The sequence below is a fragment of the Acinetobacter bouvetii genome (assembly GCF_902753875.1).
Classification (GTDB): domain Bacteria; phylum Pseudomonadota; class Gammaproteobacteria; order Pseudomonadales; family Moraxellaceae; genus Acinetobacter; species Acinetobacter bouvetii_A.
In genome coordinates this window covers 1-16588 of the sequence record NZ_CADDTS010000035.1, presented here as the reverse complement: position 1 = coordinate 16588, position 16588 = coordinate 1, and the positions used below count along the sequence as shown (strand labels likewise).

The following is a 16588-nucleotide window of genomic DNA, read 5'->3' as shown; positions in this document are numbered from 1 at the left end:
ATAAGAAAAATTTTGGTAAGAGTTTTATTGCATCAATGATGCTGCGCCATGTCTAAACTACAGATTAGGAGTTAAAAGTCTTGAGAACAAAATAAATAAAAAAACCACTAAAACTTATGTTGCCGTTCAGTGGTCAGTAGAATCTGTTATTCAGGTTTGTCGGCATTGCCTTTTAAAACCATATAAATCAAGCCAACAAAGATAAGTAAGGCACCGCCTAAACTGCTGACACAAAAGTATAAAATACGTTCGTTGGTATCCATGTTGAGTAAACCATTTGCCAGGATATAACGCATAAATAGCCACTGCACCACAGAAAACACAATCAACATGATGCCACGATTACGAACAGCAGGACGCATAGCCATAGCTTGCTTAACTCAATAATAGAAAAACAGCAGTATTATGCCACTACCCAGAACCAATCTCAATTCAATAAAAAACCCTGCATGAAGCAGGGTTTTTGATCACTGAATCAGACAAGAATTAAGCTTCTTGTTTAGCTTCAGCTTTTGGTTTTTCACGAAGACGGATACCTAAATCACGCAATTGATTTTGTTCAACTGGTGCAGGTGCTTGAGTCAATGGACATTCAGCAGTCTTGGTTTTAGGGAATGCAATCACGTCACGGATTGAAGATGCACCAGTCATCAACATCACCAGACGGTCAAGACCGAATGCCAAACCACCGTGAGGAGGCGCACCGAATTTCAATGCGTTAAGCAAGAAGCTGAATTTCTCTTCTGCTTCTTCTTCACCAATACCTAAAGCTTCAAAAATGGCTTTTTGCATTTCTAAAGTATAGATACGAAGTGAACCACCACCGATTTCAGTACCATTCAATACCATGTCATAAGCGACAGACAATGCTTCACCTGGATTGTTCTTCACGTCTTCAACACTTGATTTTGGCAGTGTGAATGGGTGGTGAACAGAAGTCCATTTGCCATCATCAGTTTCTTCAAACATTGGGAAGTCAACAACCCAAAGTGGAGCCCACTCGCAAGTTGACATGTTCATGTCATGACCGATCTTGATACGTAAAGCGCCCATTGCATCGTTTACAACTTTCGCTTTATCTGCACCGAAGAATACGATGTCGCCATTTTCAGCGCCAACACGTTTCAACAAATCAAGCACGATTGGTTCGATGAATTTAACGATCGGAGATTGAAGACCTTCAATGCCTTTTTCAAGTTCGTTGACTTTGATATAAGCCAAACCTTTCGCACCGTAGATACCCACGAATTTAGTGTATTCGTCGATTTGGCTACGTGGAAGTGAACCTGCACCCGGTACGCGAAGCGCAACAATACGGCCTTTAGGATCTTTAGCAGGACCTGCGAATACTTTGAACTCAACGTCTTGCATCATGTCTGCAACGTCAACCAGTTTCAAAGGAATACGCAAGTCAGGCTTATCTGATGCATAGTCACGCATTGCATCTGCATAAGTCATGCGTTGGAATTTGTCGAATTTTACGCCAAGAAGTTCGTCGAACATCTTAACCGTCATACCTTCCATCAAATCCATAATGTCGTCATCGTTTAAGAACGATGTTTCGATGTCGATTTGAGTGAATTCAGGCTGACGATCCGCACGTAAGTCTTCATCACGGAAACATTTCGCGATTTGGTAGTAACGATCTACACCACCTACCATCAACAACTGTTTGAACAATTGTGGTGATTGTGGAAGGGCATAGAAGCTACCATTTGAAACACGGCTTGGAACCAAGTAGTCACGTGCGCCTTCAGGTGTTGCACGAGTCAAGATTGGTGTTTCAACGTCAAGGAAGCCGTGGTCATCTAGGTAGTTACGAATCAGGTTAGTAACTTTAGAACGGAAACGTAAACGGTCAATCATTTCTGGACGGCGAATATCAAGGAAACGATATTTCAAACGTACTTCTTCAGAAATATTGGTATTTTCGTCATTTAAAGGGAATGGAGGAGTTTCTGACGCAGCAAGAACTTCAATATCTTTTGCAAGAACTTCGATTTGACCACTCACCATGTTGGCATTTTCTGTGCCTTCATAGCGGCGACGTACACGGCCTGTAATTTTTAATACGAATTCAGAACGTGCCTTGTCGGCAGTAGAGAATGCTTCAGGAGTATCAGGGTCAATCACCACTTGAACAAGACCGTCACGGTCACGCATGTCAAGGAAGATTACACCACCGTGGTCACGGCGACGGTGAACCCAACCGCATAATGTTACGGTTTGGTCAATTTGGGCTTCAGTTAATGAGCCGCAGTAATGAGTTCGCATCATAGCGTAAAAAATCCAACTATATGGGTTAAGGTCAGCGAATACGTAAACAGCGCACCGCTTTTATTCGAATGTGAGATTATGCCTCTTTTTGGACATTTTGTCACAATAACTCGGGGGAAAATGTGGAGCATTCTCTATGTCAGGTGTACAGATACAATGAAATAGCCGTTTTAGCCCAAACGACGGTCACGGTCAAAAAATAAAAATAAAATGCAGCCTAAGCTGAACGTAATTAATGCAGTTTGAGTAAATTCATTAAATGAAATGCCAATAAATGAATAAAGATCAGAACGCCAAATGTGGCTTGGAATATAACGCGCATAGTCCCAAACGGTAACCAACCCTGCAAACACAGCAATCAAACTGAGTCCCCATCCAGCAAACATAACTTTTTTACTGATTTTTAAGTGTTGACGATAGCGTTGGTAATAAGACCATATCATCCAGACTAAAATGGGTAATGTCAGTACGGAAGTAGCAATTTGCACAATTCTATGTAAGGGATAAATTTGTCCAAACAGTGGGATATTCTGTTCTAAAAAGTCTTTGAAGGCGAAAGTACGAAAATCGGCATGGGTTAATCCATCCCAAAGAATATGAGTACTAGTGCCAATAATTACTGCCAGGCAAATGCCAATAAAGAATCTGAATGCAGTCCCAACAGAGTAAATTTGTAAATCATGCTGAATGCCGGTAAAGCGATAAATGACAGGACGGTAAAGAACATACCATAAAAGTGAAAAGCCAAGTCCTATAAGCAAGTCTGGATAAATTAGTGAACTCCAGTAATGTGCCAGATAGGGATCGCTTCGTCCTGGCTGGACAAACAGACGATATAAATCAGGGATCATACAGCCAATTGCAAGTGCTGCTATAGGAAGTGTATTACCACTTAGCTTAGAAATTGGCGGAGCAAGTACAGCATGAGATAAGGTAAATGGCATGTAAAAATTTTTTTAAAATCAATCAGTATGGAGTTGGGTTTAAAAGAGTGTAACTCAATGATGAGAAAAGAAATGTTTTTTATTGCAAAATAAATGAAATGTTATATTATAACATTTTTAAAAATTGCAGCTTTGAGTCCGCTCCATGTTCCTTCATAAGAATTTAATTACACTCTCTATTTTTGCCGTGATTGCACCTTCTGTTTTTGCAGATGAGCAGGGACAAACCCAACAATTAGAAACTATCAAATTACAGGCACATCCTTTGGTGCAATCGGCCGCAGATTTTGCAGTGGCCGATCAGGTCATTGATCACAAAAAGCTCGCTCAAGGTGGTGTAACGATTGGTGATGCATTGGCAGGTGAACTTGGGGTATCGTCCAATCAGTACGGTTCAGGTTCAAGCCGTCCGGTGATTCGTGGTCAAGAGGGGGCGCGTGTCAAAGTGCTTGAACATGCTTCTGAAACAGCAGATGTATCGACACTTTCCCCGGACCATGCTGTAACTGTTGATCCGATTCTAGCCAAGCAGGTGGAAATTATTCGTGGTCCTTCGACCTTGCTATATAGCGCAGGTACAGTGGGTGGGCTGGTGAATGTCACGGACAATAAGATCCCCACTCAAATGCCGGAAAAAGGCTATGAAGGTCAGGTTGGACTGCGTTATAACAGCGGTAGTGATGAAAAATTAGCCAGTGCTGGTACGACCGTTGCCTTAGGCAGTCAGGTCGCTTTAAGGGTTGAAGGCTCAAAGCGCGATGCCAATAGTTATATCGCGCCAGATTATGTGCATGAAGGCGAAAAAGAACGACGGGTGGATAATACCTTTGCCAAAGGCGAAGCTGTAAATGTCGGGCTATCATGGATTCATGATCGTGGTTTTAGTGGGATTTCTTATAGCAACCGTCAGGATCAATACGGTTTACCGGGTCATAGTCATGAATATGAAGATTGTGAAGTATCCGGCAATGCCTTGATTGGATGTGGCCTGCATGCAGGTCATAGTCATCATGATGATCATGAAGCAGGCCCTTGGGTAGATCTGAAAACTGAGCGTTATGATATCCGTACTGAATTAAACGATCCTTTTGCCGGTTTTGAAAAGCTGCGTGCACATGCCAGTTATACTGACTATAAGCATGATGAAATTGAAGAAAATTCAGTAGAAACTACCTTTAAAAGCAAAGCTTATGATGCACGTTTAGAATTGGTTCACAGCCCGATTGCCGAATGGGAAGGAGTGATTGGTGGACAATATAGCCAGCAAAAACTGAATATTAGTGGTACAGAAGCCTTACTGGATCCAAACAAAACCCAAAAGTGGAGCCTATTTGGCCTGGAACATAAGCAATTTAATGATTTGCACGTAGAACTGGGTGCACGCCTTGAACAGCAAAAAATTGATATTGATACCAACAAGAAAGATTTTGATGATTACGGCTTCTCTTATTCAGGGGCATTAAACTGGGCTTTTGCACCAAGTTATAAGCTCTCATTGGTTGGTTCTCATCAAGAGCGTTTACCTTTAGCGCAAGAGCTGTATGCAGATGGCAAACATTTGGCGACCAATACTTATGAGCGTGGTAATGAAAATCTAAATCCAGAAAAATCCAATAATCTGGAGTTGGGTTTACATTATGAGCAAGATAAATTGGATTACCATGTACATGTCTATCACAACTGGTTTGACAACTTTATTTATGCAGATACCACGGCTTCTTATAAAGATTTTCGTTTAGTCGATTATAAGCAAGACAAAGCTAAATTTTATGGAGTGGAAGCTGAAGCTTCTTATGCCTTAAGCGATACCTATAAACTTGGGGTATTTGGTGATTATGTACGCGGTAAAATTGACAGTGAAAATGCGCCACGTGTTCCAGCCGGCCGTCTGGGAACCAAAGTAGATGCCAGTTTTGATGATCACTGGTCGGGTCTGGCGGAGTATTATCATGTGTTTAATCAGGACAAAATCGCCAGCTATGAGCGTGAAACTGATGGCTACAATATGCTGAATCTGGGGCTGTCTTATGCAGGCCAATATGCCAAACAGAACGATTATCGCGTCTATTTCAAAGCCAATAACCTGCTGGATGAACAAGTGTATTCACATGCATCATTCTTATCCAATATTCCGCAGGTAGGTCGTAACTTTACTGTAGGTCTGGAATTCGGTTTCTAGTAAAAAGCTGGGATAGATAACATCATTGCAGGGCAAGTCACAGAAATCCTCTTGAAAAATAAAGCAATAAAACCTAGTCTGATGTCATTGGACTAGGTTTTTTGTTATGCGTATTTTTCAACGAATTCATCAGAAATTGAATTGGTCACGCCGTCGTTATGTCAGCGTGATCATCAGTTTATTGGCGGTGGGCTATCTCTCATCTGCAATTTATCATACCTATAAACCATTGCCAGCAGGGCTGGATTTTACCGGTAAATTGCGTCATGCCGAGGTGAATTTTCTAGCAGATCAAACCTATATTGATGCCCGTGGTAAACAGCAGCAAGATCATCATATTTTTAATGAAATGTTAAAAATGATTGATGAGGCACAAACCACCATTGTGCTAGATATGTTTTTATTCAATAAAGAGGTCGGTGAATCCACTCTGCCACATCAAACATTGGCTCAAAATCTGACTGATGCCTTGATTTTAAAACATCGGGCACAACCGACGATTGAAATTAAAGTCATTACTGACCCGATTAATTCGGTCTATGGCGGGATTGCGCCCGAACATTATCGTCAGTTACGTGCCGCTGGTATTGATGTGATTGAAACTGATTTAAGACCCTTGCGGACTTCCAATCCATTGTGGTCCGGCTTTTGGTACATCTGCTGTCAGGATGCAGGCAATAATCCGGAAAAAGGCTGGTTGGCCAATCCTTTTGGGCAGGAAAAAATTACCTTACGCAGCTATTTCAATTTGTTTAATTTTAAAGCCAATCACCGTAAAACACTGGTCGTGGATACAGCGCAGGGCTGGAAAGCGCTGGTGACTTCTGCAAACCCGCATGATGGCAGCTCGCGTCATTCCAATGTGGCTTTGGTGGTGTCAGGCAATACCGCGGTGGATGTGCTCAAAACCGAACAGGCAGTGGGCCGAATGTCCAAAGGCGATATCCCGATGGTAATTATGGGTGAGTTCGAAGGTGATCAGTCTTTGCCTCAAGTTCAGGTACTGACGGAACAAGCGATTTATGATCAGACCCTGCAACTGATTGAAACCGCCAAGTCTGGGCAGAAGATCGACTTGGCCATGTTCTATCTATCTGAACGTCATATTGTTAAAGCATTAATTGCAGCACATGAACGTGGGGTCAAACTGCGTGTGTTGCTAGATCCGAATAAAGATGCTTTTGGCCGTCAAAAAAATGGTATTCCCAACCGGCAGGTGGCTTCTGAACTCAACGATGCAGGTGTGCCGGTACGCTGGTGTAATACGCAAGGTGAGCAGTGCCATAGCAAAATGATTGTGAAACAAGATGCCAAAAATGCTGAATTGATTTTAGGCTCTGCCAATTTCACAGCGCGTAATATCAAAAATTATAATTTGGAAACCAATTTACGTGTGGTTGGCTCGGCACAGGCAGCGGTGTTTAAAGATGCGAATCAATATTTTGATACAGCGTGGTCGAACTTGAATGACAAAAAGATGAGTGTGGATTACAGCCGATATGCCGATGAATCCAAGTTTAAATATGTGATTTATCGTTTTATGGAATGGAGCGGGTTGTCGACGTTTTAAAGCCCTCATCCCAACCTTCTCCCAAAGGGAGAAGGAGTTCCCTCTCCTTGTAGGAGAGGGTTAGGGAGAGGTAGAATAATAAAAAATTTACTTTTCAGGATTCGGCGGAACCAAAGTATCCAGATCCTTATCGCTCATTTGATCCAGTTCTTTGATATCGGTTTTAATTTTCCATTTCTCAGCATCTTCCACCGGTTGTGGTAAGCGTGCTTCTAACCAGTCACACACCACATCGGGTGAAAAGTCCGGATGGTTACACTGAATAACCCAGGCCAAAAACTCTTTGGCTTCACCATTCATATAAGGTGGGGGTGAAACAGGTAGAAACTGGGTTGGAAGACGTTCATTTTTGGAAATGTAATTCAGAACATGACCCAATTCCTGAACGGTTTGCCATGCAAGAGGGTGTTCGATATTGATTTGAAACTTAAACCACCAAGCATGTTGACCATCTGAACCATAAGCATTAATCAATGCTTCTTGTACACTCGGCACTTTACAAAAGAATTGATGTAGGCGGTCAAAACTTAAATCAGCCACTCTATTTGATCCAAGAAAGAAAAGAAATATCTTAGCATATAGATCTGCAGAACTTTGTTGCCTGAAGCAATCAGCTCAGGAAAATATTTAATTTACAAAACATTGCATTCGATGTTTTTTTATTCATTTTTTATCCTAAACTATGGATTAAAATAAGTTATATATATTATAGACGATGAATATCGTTGGGAGGCTCTTATGAAAGTAGCAATGCTTTGTGCTGTTGGTGGCATGATGCTTTTGGGGGCTTCTGCTACAACGCAGGCTGAAAATCAGTGGTCGAATTATCGTGGTGTAGATACAAGCAAATATCAGCATCGACCGCATTATTCACAAAACCAATATCCACAGCAGTATCCGAATTATCCTTATAATCGTTATCCACAAAATCAGTACCCACAGAATCATTATCCGCAAAATCGGCCGCATTATCCGAATCGTCCGCAGCCTTATCCACCCATTCAAAATGGTATTAGCATTCAATACACTGCTCCAACCACCATCACCCATAACTCGCAAAGTTATAGCTGGGTAAATGGGGACCCCAATACGGCCCGTATTGAAAGTTCTAACTATACCTTGATTAGTGATTGGCAGCGTTTGGGTTTGCCTGCACCGCCGAGTGGAACTTATTGGATTTTTGAAAATGGACGTTATGTTCTTGTGCCGAATCGTTAAATTTTAAGATTACATTTCCACAGCATACTTCCCCCTTTGGAAAAGGGGGATTGAGGGGGATTTGGAAGTTAAAGCTTAGGCAAGTTCATCATCTTGCGGGCGTGGGGTCTTGTCTGCAGGCAAGATATTTTCACTATGTTTATCTCGAATGACTGATGGAAAAGTCCAGGATGCATAGCGAACCACCAAGATGGCAATGGCTAAAATCAGGATCGAACCGGTAATAATCACCAAATCCATATCGGCTTTATGGTCATGTTGAATATCCGAAATCAGCAGGCGAGTCAGTGCGGTAATGGCAATATAAATTAAAAATCGTACAGGCATATGATTGGTTTTAAAATAAATACCGACCATGGCACCCAGTTCTAGATAAATAAACAGCAGCAAAATATCATCAATGCTGGCGAATTGCTTCACGGTCAGAATTTCGAATACGGTATGCCCGGCAGACCAGATCACCATACAGCCAATAATAAACAGCGCAATATAGTGAAAACTTTCTACTGCAATATTTCCGAAACGGTCGAGGAGGGTCTCAATTTTTTCAACTTTGTTCTCAGGTTTTGGCATCTTTTCCTCCTTTCTCTTGCTCGTCATTTATATGAAACATCATGCAAGTTTCATGCACATTAAAACTTCATAGAATCTCTGAGGTTAAATATTTTAGTTGGTTGACTTTTTTTTATACAGATTTCATGTAATGTATGAAGGGTTATGTTATGAATCAGGGAAAAGAAAAATGTTAGAAACAATTCAAACAAAAATTAATAGTTTAGCAAACGGCAAAAAACTGATTTTGGGTTCGGGAATGAAGACAGATGAAATGCAGAAGTTGATTGCATTATGTGAGAGCCTGCAATCAGAGGGTGTAATTAAAATTGTGAACATTCATCAAGATGCACAAAGTAGCAAAACCAAGTCAAATTCGATTGTTGTTGAAAAAATCTAAGCAATTTTTACACATAAAAAATGCCTGCATGTGCAGGCATTTTTTATTGACTCAATTAAGCTTGATTGGTGAAGTAATCTTCAGAGAAATTCATAATCACTTCAGAACCTGCTTTCACTTTGGCAATGCGCAGTGCCAATTCAGGCAAGATGCGTTGAGTAAAGTAAAGTGCAAGCGACAATTTGTTTTGGTAGAACTCGCCATCTTTGGCTTTGGCTGCATTGGCAATACGCGCGAACATATAAGCAAAGCTGAGTAAACCCACCGCATGTAAGTAATCTACTGCTGCTGAGTTCGGGAATTCTGCATTTTCACCCGCAGCTTCAATAATGTATTGGGTTACTGATTCTACTTCTGCCGCTGCATCTAAAGTGGCATCTTTAATGAAGTTTAAGTCTGCATCTAGACCATTCGCGAAATCACGGATTTCCTGAATGTATTCTGCAAGGAATGCACCGCCACATTTAATGGTTTTACGGCCAATCAAATCTTGAGATTGAACACCATTGGTTCCTTCGTAAATTTGGGCAATACGCAGGTCACGGATACATTGTTCCATACCCCACTCACGGATAAAGCCATGACCACCAAAGACCATCTGTGCATCTAAAGTTGCGTTAAAAGCAGTATCGGTTAAGTAGGCTTTGGCAATTGGAGTCAAAAGTGCAACACGGTCATTGGCTTTTTTTACAGCTTCAGGATCGGTTGAGAATTTGGTGATATCCAGCTGTTGACCCACATAGACAGCGAAAGCACGAGAGGCTTCGTTGTTGGCACGAGCATTAAGCAACATACGACGCACATCGCCATGCACTAAAATACTGTCAGCTGGTTTGTTTGGAGACTGAATGCCAGATGCACTACGGCCTTGCAAGCGATCTGTCGCATATTGTGCTGCGTTTTGATAAGCAAATTCAGACGCGCCCAGACCTTGAATACCCATAGACAAACGTTCGTAGTTCATCATCACGAACATGGCAGCCAGGCCTTCATTTTCTTTACCAACGAGGTAACCTTTGGCACCGTCAAAGTTCATCACACACGTTGCAGAAGCTTTGATCCCCATTTTGTGTTCGATTGATCCTGGGCCAGCATGATTGCGTTCACCCAATGAACCATCTTCATTGACCATAAATTTTGGTACGATGAACAGGGAAATACCACGTGAACCTGCAGGCGCATCCGGAGTTTTTGCTAGAACGAGGTGAATGATGTTTTCAGCCAGGTCGTGATCACCGCCGGTAATGAAGATTTTCGTACCGGTAATGTTATAAGTACCGTCTTCATTACGCTCAGCTTTAGTTTTGATAATACCCAAGTCCGTACCTGCATGCGGCTCGGTTAAGCACATGGTCCCTGACCATTCGCCAGAGTAGATTTTAGGTAAATAAGTTTCTTTTTGCTCTTGTGATGCATAGCTGTTTAAAGCCATACCTGCACCCACAGAAAGCAGCGGGTAGAGCATGAAAGACGGGTTGGTGGCGAACAGCATTTCATCTGCAAGTACGGTCAGCATTTTCGGCATGCCTTGACCGCCCCATTCTTCATCTGCCGCCAAACCAATCCAGCCGCCATCAGCATATTGTTTGAATGCTTCTTTAAAGCCGGCAGGGGTGGTCACTGCACCATTACTATAGCTTGCGCCTTCTTCATCACCTGTACGGTTTAATGGATGAGTGACGTTTTGCGCAAATTTAGCCATTTCTTCAAGAATGGCTTCAGCCGTTGCGGCATCAACATGCGCAAGATTTTCATTGGCTTGCCAGAATTGTTCTGCATTGAAAACATCATTCAGGATGAATTTCATATCCGCAAGAGGCGCATTATAGATTGGCATAGTGAGTCACCTGTTTATTGTTTGATTCAGTTCGGTTTCATGAGTCTAATACATGAAAATTCATGTTGTTAGACGACTAAAGGTTAATTATTTTCGATTTTTGATAAAGAAAAAGGACTGCCAAAACCATGACCGTCCTTTTTCTCAGATTATCTTAATGCTGCATCCGCTTAGAATGCGAAATGTTCAGCATCTAAAGACATTAATGGTTCTACACCACCGGCAATCACGTCTACGTGTGAACGTACGCGTGGCAGAATTTTCTTGAAGTAGAAACGGGCAGTGGTGACTTTCGCGTTGTAGAAATCTACATCAGTTGTACCAGTAGCCAATGTTTCTTGAGCAACAAGCGCCATGCGAGCCCATAGGTAAGCAAGGGTTACATAACCAGAGAAGTATAGGTAATCAACTGCAGCAGCGCCCACTTCATCCGGGTTTTGCATTGCACGCATACCAATCTGCATAGTCAAGTCACCCCACTCTTTATTGAGAGCAGCAAGCGGTTCAACAAATTCTTTCATTGCAGCATTGTCTTTGTTGGCATCGCAGAATTTGTGGATCATCTTGGTGAAGTCTTTCAACATTGCACCTTGAGTACCTAGTACTTTACGGCCTAACAAGTCAAGCGCCTGAATTTCAGTGGTTCCTTCGTACAAGCAAGAGATACGTGTATCACGTACGATTTGTTCCATGCCATGTTCAGAAATGAAGCCATGACCACCGAATACTTGAACACCGTGTTTCGCAGATTCAGAACCTGTTTCAGTTAAGAATGCTTTTGCGATAGGCGTTAATAAAGACAAGATGTTGTCAGAAGCTTTACGTTCTTCTTCAGTAGCACCTTGTTCAACGATGTCAGCGTGTAAAGACAATAGGTAAACCAATGCACGGCCAGCTTCTGCAAATGATTTTTGTGTCAACAGCATGTTACGCACAGCTGGGTGAACAATAATCGGATCGGCTTCTTTTTCTGGCGCTTTAACACCTGAAAGTGAACGCATCGCCAAACGGTCTTTAGCATAAGCCAATGCACCCTGGAACGCACCTTCAGAAGCTGAAAGACCTTGTACCGCAGTACCAATACGTGCAGTGTTCATGAATGTGAACATGCAGTTTAAGCCGCGGTTTTCAGGGCCAATCAGGAAGCCTTTTGCGTTATCGAAATTGATCACACACGTCGCATTACCATGGATACCCATTTTGTGTTCGATTGAACCACAACGAACGGCATTGCGTTCGCCAAGCGAACCGTCAGCATTCACGTTAAATTTCGGAACGATGAACAGTGAAATACCTTTAGTGCCTTTAGGTGCACCTGGAAGGCGCGCTAACACGATGTGAACAATGTTGTCCGCCATGTCGTGTTCACCGGCAGAGATAAAGATTTTCTCGCCAGAAATTGCATAGCTGCCATCTGCATTTGGTTCAGCTTTGGTACGAATGATACCCAAGTCAGAACCTGCGTGAGATTCTGTTAAACACATAGTACCTGTCCAAACACCTGAAACCAGGTTAGGCAGGTAAGTATCTTTTTGTTCTTGAGAACCGTGATGTTCTAAAGTACGAACGGCACCGTGTGAAAGGCCAGGGTACATGCCCCATGCCCAGTTTGATGTACCGACCATTTCAGAGATCACGTTGCCTAAAGAAACAGGCAAGCCTTGACCGCCGTATTGTTCTTCAGCAGAAAGAGAGGGGAAACCCAATTCGATATATTTTTGGTACGCTTCTTTAAAACCAGTCGGAGTAGTAACAACACCGTCGTTCCAGGTACAACCTTCGCGGTCGCCCACTTGGTTCAAAGGAGAAAGTTCATTTTCACAGAAGTCAGCAGCGGCTTCTAAATATTGATCAACCAACTCACGGCTTACGGTTTCTTGAAATGCAGGGAGTTTTGCATAGTGTTCTTCTGCATTTAAAAGTTCATGCAGAACGAATTGCATATCACGTAAGGGCGCTTTGTATTGTGGCATATCGGTTTCCTCAATACTGGTTTAACCAGCTTATAATCCTAATAAACATTGGAACGTGCCGCCTTCAGTGACACGTATTTGTATGGCTTAATCGTGCAACATCTTCTTACTTGGTACAAGCTTTTCCATGTGTTTTCTTGGTGACTGTAAAGTCAAAGATTTCTGCTTTGAAAGTGCTAAGTGTATTGAGTGTAAATGTTTTTATGCTTTATTTGATGTCATAAATAGTCAAAAACGTAAATTTTTATGTGCAATAAAAAAGGCGCTCAGTTGCGCCTTTTGAAATGGGTTCAGATGATTATGGCGTGGATTTCACTGGAGCGGGTGCAACCGGCATTTTAGGCTGGAAGCGAACTTCACATTTGCCATTCATGCTGTGGGTGCCGACTTTAACTTGAACTGCCGTACCATTCGCCTTGCCTTGGCAGGCTTTTAACATGGCCTGTTGATGTGCTTGGCGTTCTGCCAGGCGCTGATCAAATTGCTTGGTTAATTCTGCACGTTTTGCATCAGTCAATGGTTCGCCGTGATGCATCATACGCATGTCTTTCATTTCACCCTGCATAGGATGATGTTCGCGGCGCATTTGCTTCATCGCTGCGCGATCTGCTGTGAAGCGCATCATGCAAGTCCCATCAATGGTTTTTTCACCCGCCTTGACTTGTACCGCAGAACCGACCGCTTTACCGTCACAGGCGGTTTTAATGCTTTTCATCACTTCCTGACGTTCGGCGCGAGCTTGCTGGAACTGCTCACGTTGTTCTGGCGTCATTTTGTGATCAGACATTCGATGATGATCCTGCATCATGCGTGCATGATCACCTTCTTTGTCTTGAACCGAATTGGTCGATTGACAGGCTGTTAAAGCGCCCATGCTGAATACACTTGCACCTACTAAAGCCATTTTTGTCATGGAATTCATTGTTGTTATCTCCAATGAAAAAACGTAATTTGATAAGTTAAAGATTAAACAATAATGATGAAGAAACAATGAAGAGTTTTTTGTTGCAGGGTTGGTTACAATAAAACATTGAGAAAAAAGATTGAGACTGAGCTTTTGAAGATTCGCCGTGTTCCGATTGCCTTACGCTTGTTTCTGACTGTACTGCTCACCACCTTGGTGATTACCACCGTCAGCCTGGGGGTATTGCATTGGACCATGCAAAAGAATTTTACCCGTTATGTGGCCGATGTGGAAATGCAGAAACTGGATCATGTCATCAGTAATCTGGCTGGCGTCTATTCCGTTTACCATGACTGGGGCAATGCCATTCAAGCACAAATTCTGCAAATTGAAGGAACTGCTGCACCGGATGACTATGACCGCTTGTCGCGCTGGTGGTTACGCCGTCAATATGATATTGCCTTGCAGCAGCGTTATTTTCAGGAAAATACCCTGATTAATGCATCTCCGAGTTTAAATAAAACCGAGCCAAGCAAACCGGTCATTGATCAAGAAGAACTTCACATGATGGAGTTGAATTTACCTTCGGAGTATCAGCCATTTGAAGGGCTTAAATTTCCTTTAAGTGCCAATCAGAATATCTTCCGTCCAGATAAAAAATCTGAGGGTAAAGCTGCAAATCCTGCACAAAATCAAAGCCAGAAAAAGCAGTTTATCTCCATGCCTGACCGTTTGGGACTCAGTTCACGGCTTTCACTTTATGATGCGAGAAAACAGTTCGTGGTGGGGGAGCCATCGGATAGTCCGGTGTCATATCGTCCTATTATAGTGGACGATAAAATTGTCGGTTATTTGGGGCTAAAACCGGTACTGGATCAGGATGATGCTCTAAGTATCAATTTCTTTAGTAATCAAAAACGCTATTTATTGCTGGTCTATGGCTTAACTTTCCTGAGCAGTTTGATTGCGGCTTTATTGTTGGCAACGTATTTCAAAAAACCGATTCAGCGTTTACTCAATGCCACACGTGAACTGACTAAAGGGCATTATCAGCATCAGGTGAAAATTAACCGCAATGATGAGTTAGGTGATCTGTCGACTGAAATTAACCAATTGGCGGTGATTTTGGATCAGCATGAACAGTCGCGCCGTCAGTGGGTAGCAGATACATCACATGAATTAAAAACACCATTGGCAGTGCTGCAAGCGCAAATTGAAGCGATGCAGGACGGAATTCGTAAACCGACGCCGGAACATTTTGAATCGATGCTGCGTCAAGTGACCAGTCTGAAAAAACTGACTCAGGATCTGGCAGATTTGGCTCAGGTTGAAGCCCAGCAACTGAAATGCTATATGACGGAAGTCGATCCGTGGAATGTGGTACTGCAAGAAGTGGAAAACTTCAAACCTAAATTTGCTCAAGCTGATCTGGCTATTTCAGTGCAGGGAGAAGGGGCGAATTTACAATTAGACATAGATCGTTTTAAACAAATTATGGTCAACTTACTTGGTAACAGTATTCGCTATACTGAAGCAGGTGGTGAAGTTCGTGTGCATACCGAACAATCTGCAACGCAGTGGAGTGTGATTGTGGATGACAGTCCGCTGGGATTGAGTGATGAACAGTTGGCTCGTTTGGGCGAACGTTTCTATCGTGTGGATGATTCGCGTACCCGGAGTACTGGCGGTACAGGTTTAGGCTTGGCATTATCTGGTAAAATTGCGCAGGCATTGGGCGGACAGTTGAGTTTTGATCACTCTCCATTAGGTGGTTTGCGCTGCAAACTGACTTTTCCAAAACAGTTGAACAAATAAAGGAATAATATTCATGAAACATGTCATGCTGGTCGAAGATGAAGTTGAACTTGCACAACTGGTGCGGGACTATCTGGAAGCTGCGGGTTTTGAGGTCAGCATGTTTCATGATGGGCAAGAAGCTTATGACAGCTTTTTGCAACGTAAACCAAGTTTGATGATTCTGGACTTGATGGTTCCGCGTATGGACGGTTTGACCATTTGCCGTAAAGTACGCGAACAGTCGGATTTACCCATTATTATGGTGACCGCGCGGACTGAAGAAATTGACCGGGTATTGGGTCTGAATATGGGGGCAGATGACTATATTTGTAAACCGTTTAGTCCAAAAGAGCTGGTTGCACGTGTACAAGCGGTGTTACGCCGTTTAGACCGTCAGGTTGAGCCTGAACAAAACAGTCTGTTCCGTATGGATAAGGCGCAGCAACGCATTTGGTATCAACAAAAAACCTTGAACTTAACGCCAACCGAATTCCGTTTATTAGAGTTGTTCCTGGAACATGTCGGTCAGGTGTATTCACGTGCGCAACTGCTTGATCATATTAACCCGGACAGTTTTGATGTGGCAGATCGCGTGATTGACAGCCACATTAAAAACCTGCGCCGTAAAATTTCTGACGCGGCAGAAACCGGCAACCGTCATGAGTGGATTCAGGCGGTGTATGGGGTAGGTTACCGTTTTGAATATCCGGAAGATTAGTTCAGAATGAAATGATTAAAAGCGAGCCTTGGTGGCTCGCTTTTTTATTGGCAATGAAAACGAAGCTTGAGTTAAAAGGTAAATGTGAAAATCTTAGATTAGCATTTGAAGTGCAACACCATGTTCTTGGAATAATACCTGACTCGGGCTTCTAAATCCGAGTCTTTTTCTTGGGCGATGATTCAAACGTTGAGTGATTTCTGAAATATAAGCATCCGA

At 42.6% G+C, this 16588-nt stretch carries 14 protein-coding genes; 6 read left to right on the top strand and 8 right to left on the bottom strand.

The features are described from left to right. Positions 1 to 146: 146 nt before the first annotated feature. From FB6_RS10475 to FB6_RS10465, 3 genes are all read right to left on the bottom strand, one after another. Positions 147 to 368: a hypothetical protein gene (locus FB6_RS10475; RefSeq protein ID WP_174559945.1), complete on the bottom strand. Its 222-nt coding sequence runs from the start codon at positions 366 to 368 to the stop codon at positions 147 to 149. A 118-nt stretch (positions 369 to 486) separates the two neighbouring features. Continuing rightward, positions 487 to 2277: an aspartate--tRNA ligase gene (aspS, locus tag FB6_RS10470; protein WP_174559944.1), complete on the bottom strand. Its 1791-nt coding sequence runs from the start codon at positions 2275 to 2277 to the stop codon at positions 487 to 489. Positions 2278 to 2447: 170 nt separating this feature from the next. Then, positions 2448 to 3221, bottom strand: a complete 774-nt coding sequence (locus FB6_RS10465; protein ID WP_174559943.1) for a DUF4184 family protein — start codon at positions 3219 to 3221, stop codon at positions 2448 to 2450. A gap of 145 nt (positions 3222 to 3366) precedes the next feature. Here FB6_RS10465 and znuD point away from each other — a divergent pair, with 145 nt between their 5' ends. Together znuD and FB6_RS10455 are read left to right on the top strand one after the other, a co-directional pair. Beyond that, complete coding sequence (znuD, locus tag FB6_RS10460; protein WP_174559942.1) at positions 3367 to 5400, top strand: zinc piracy TonB-dependent receptor ZnuD; 2034 nt, start codon at positions 3367 to 3369, stop codon at positions 5398 to 5400. A gap of 106 nt (positions 5401 to 5506) precedes the next feature. Further along, positions 5507 to 6970: a phospholipase D family protein gene (locus FB6_RS10455; protein WP_174559941.1), complete on the top strand. Its 1464-nt coding sequence runs from the start codon at positions 5507 to 5509 to the stop codon at positions 6968 to 6970. Positions 6971 to 7057: 87 nt separating this feature from the next. Here FB6_RS10455 and FB6_RS10450 read toward each other — a convergent pair whose 3' ends face one another. After that, the gene (locus FB6_RS10450; RefSeq protein ID WP_174559940.1) at positions 7058 to 7510 is read right to left on the bottom strand and encodes a hypothetical protein; all 453 of its coding nucleotides are present in this window, start codon (positions 7508 to 7510) and stop codon (positions 7058 to 7060) included. 198 nt (positions 7511 to 7708) lie between these two features. On the opposite strand from FB6_RS10450, the gene FB6_RS10445 reads away from it, so the two are divergent. Continuing rightward, a complete protein-coding gene (locus FB6_RS10445; RefSeq protein WP_174559939.1) occupies positions 7709 to 8188 on the top strand; it encodes an RcnB family protein in 480 nt (159 codons plus the stop codon). A 75-nt stretch (positions 8189 to 8263) separates the two neighbouring features. Here the strand turns inward: FB6_RS10445 and FB6_RS10440 are convergent, their stop codons facing one another. Next, entirely contained in the window at positions 8264 to 8761 is a 498-nt protein-coding gene (locus FB6_RS10440; RefSeq protein WP_174559938.1) for a phosphate-starvation-inducible protein PsiE, read from the bottom strand. Between the two features lie 169 nt (positions 8762 to 8930). Between FB6_RS10440 and FB6_RS10435 the strand changes: the two genes are divergently transcribed. Further along, a complete protein-coding gene (locus tag FB6_RS10435) occupies positions 8931 to 9140 on the top strand; it encodes a hypothetical protein (RefSeq protein WP_174559937.1) in 210 nt (69 codons plus the stop codon). Between the two features lie 55 nt (positions 9141 to 9195). On the opposite strand, the gene FB6_RS10430 is transcribed toward FB6_RS10435, so the two are convergent. From FB6_RS10430 to FB6_RS10420, 3 genes are all read right to left on the bottom strand, one after another. Then, on the bottom strand, positions 9196 to 10977 hold the full coding sequence (locus FB6_RS10430) for an acyl-CoA dehydrogenase C-terminal domain-containing protein (RefSeq protein ID WP_174559936.1): 1782 nt from the start codon (positions 10975 to 10977) through the stop codon (positions 9196 to 9198). 170 nt (positions 10978 to 11147) lie between these two features. After that, on the bottom strand, positions 11148 to 12950 hold the full coding sequence (locus tag FB6_RS10425) for an acyl-CoA dehydrogenase C-terminal domain-containing protein (RefSeq protein ID WP_174559935.1): 1803 nt from the start codon (positions 12948 to 12950) through the stop codon (positions 11148 to 11150). 298 nt (positions 12951 to 13248) lie between these two features. Next, positions 13249 to 13872, bottom strand: coding sequence for a hypothetical protein (locus FB6_RS10420; RefSeq protein WP_174559934.1), 624 nt, complete (start codon positions 13870 to 13872; stop codon positions 13249 to 13251). Between the two features lie 135 nt (positions 13873 to 14007). Between FB6_RS10420 and baeS the strand changes: the two genes are divergently transcribed. Continuing rightward, the gene (gene baeS, locus FB6_RS10415) at positions 14008 to 15669 is read left to right on the top strand and encodes a sensor histidine kinase efflux regulator BaeS (protein WP_174559933.1); all 1662 of its coding nucleotides are present in this window, start codon (positions 14008 to 14010) and stop codon (positions 15667 to 15669) included. 13 nt (positions 15670 to 15682) lie between these two features. After that, positions 15683 to 16369 carry a response regulator gene (locus tag FB6_RS10410; RefSeq protein WP_086175456.1) on the top strand — a complete coding sequence of 229 codons (687 nt, stop codon included), beginning with the start codon at positions 15683 to 15685 and terminating at the stop codon, positions 16367 to 16369. The last annotated feature ends 219 nt before the right edge of the window (positions 16370 to 16588 follow it).

Coding starts and splice junctions, on each gene's coding strand:
- znuD (WP_174559942.1), top strand. CDS start 3,367: ATGTTCCTTCATAAGAATTTAATTACACTCTCTATTTTTGCCGTGATT.
- aspS (WP_174559944.1), bottom strand. CDS start 2,277: ATGATGCGAACTCATTACTGCGGCTCATTAACTGAAGCCCAAATTGAC.
- FB6_RS10465 (WP_174559943.1), bottom strand. CDS start 3,221: ATGCCATTTACCTTATCTCATGCTGTACTTGCTCCGCCAATTTCTAAG.
- FB6_RS10420 (WP_174559934.1), bottom strand. CDS start 13,872: ATGAATTCCATGACAAAAATGGCTTTAGTAGGTGCAAGTGTATTCAGC.
- FB6_RS10475 (WP_174559945.1), bottom strand. CDS start 368: ATGGCTATGCGTCCTGCTGTTCGTAATCGTGGCATCATGTTGATTGTG.
- FB6_RS10410 (WP_086175456.1), top strand. CDS start 15,683: ATGAAACATGTCATGCTGGTCGAAGATGAAGTTGAACTTGCACAACTG.
- FB6_RS10455 (WP_174559941.1), top strand. CDS start 5,507: ATGCGTATTTTTCAACGAATTCATCAGAAATTGAATTGGTCACGCCGT.
- FB6_RS10430 (WP_174559936.1), bottom strand. CDS start 10,977: ATGCCAATCTATAATGCGCCTCTTGCGGATATGAAATTCATCCTGAAT.
- FB6_RS10445 (WP_174559939.1), top strand. CDS start 7,709: ATGAAAGTAGCAATGCTTTGTGCTGTTGGTGGCATGATGCTTTTGGGG.
- FB6_RS10435 (WP_174559937.1), top strand. CDS start 8,931: ATGTTAGAAACAATTCAAACAAAAATTAATAGTTTAGCAAACGGCAAA.
- FB6_RS10440 (WP_174559938.1), bottom strand. CDS start 8,761: ATGCCAAAACCTGAGAACAAAGTTGAAAAAATTGAGACCCTCCTCGAC.
- FB6_RS10425 (WP_174559935.1), bottom strand. CDS start 12,950: ATGCCACAATACAAAGCGCCCTTACGTGATATGCAATTCGTTCTGCAT.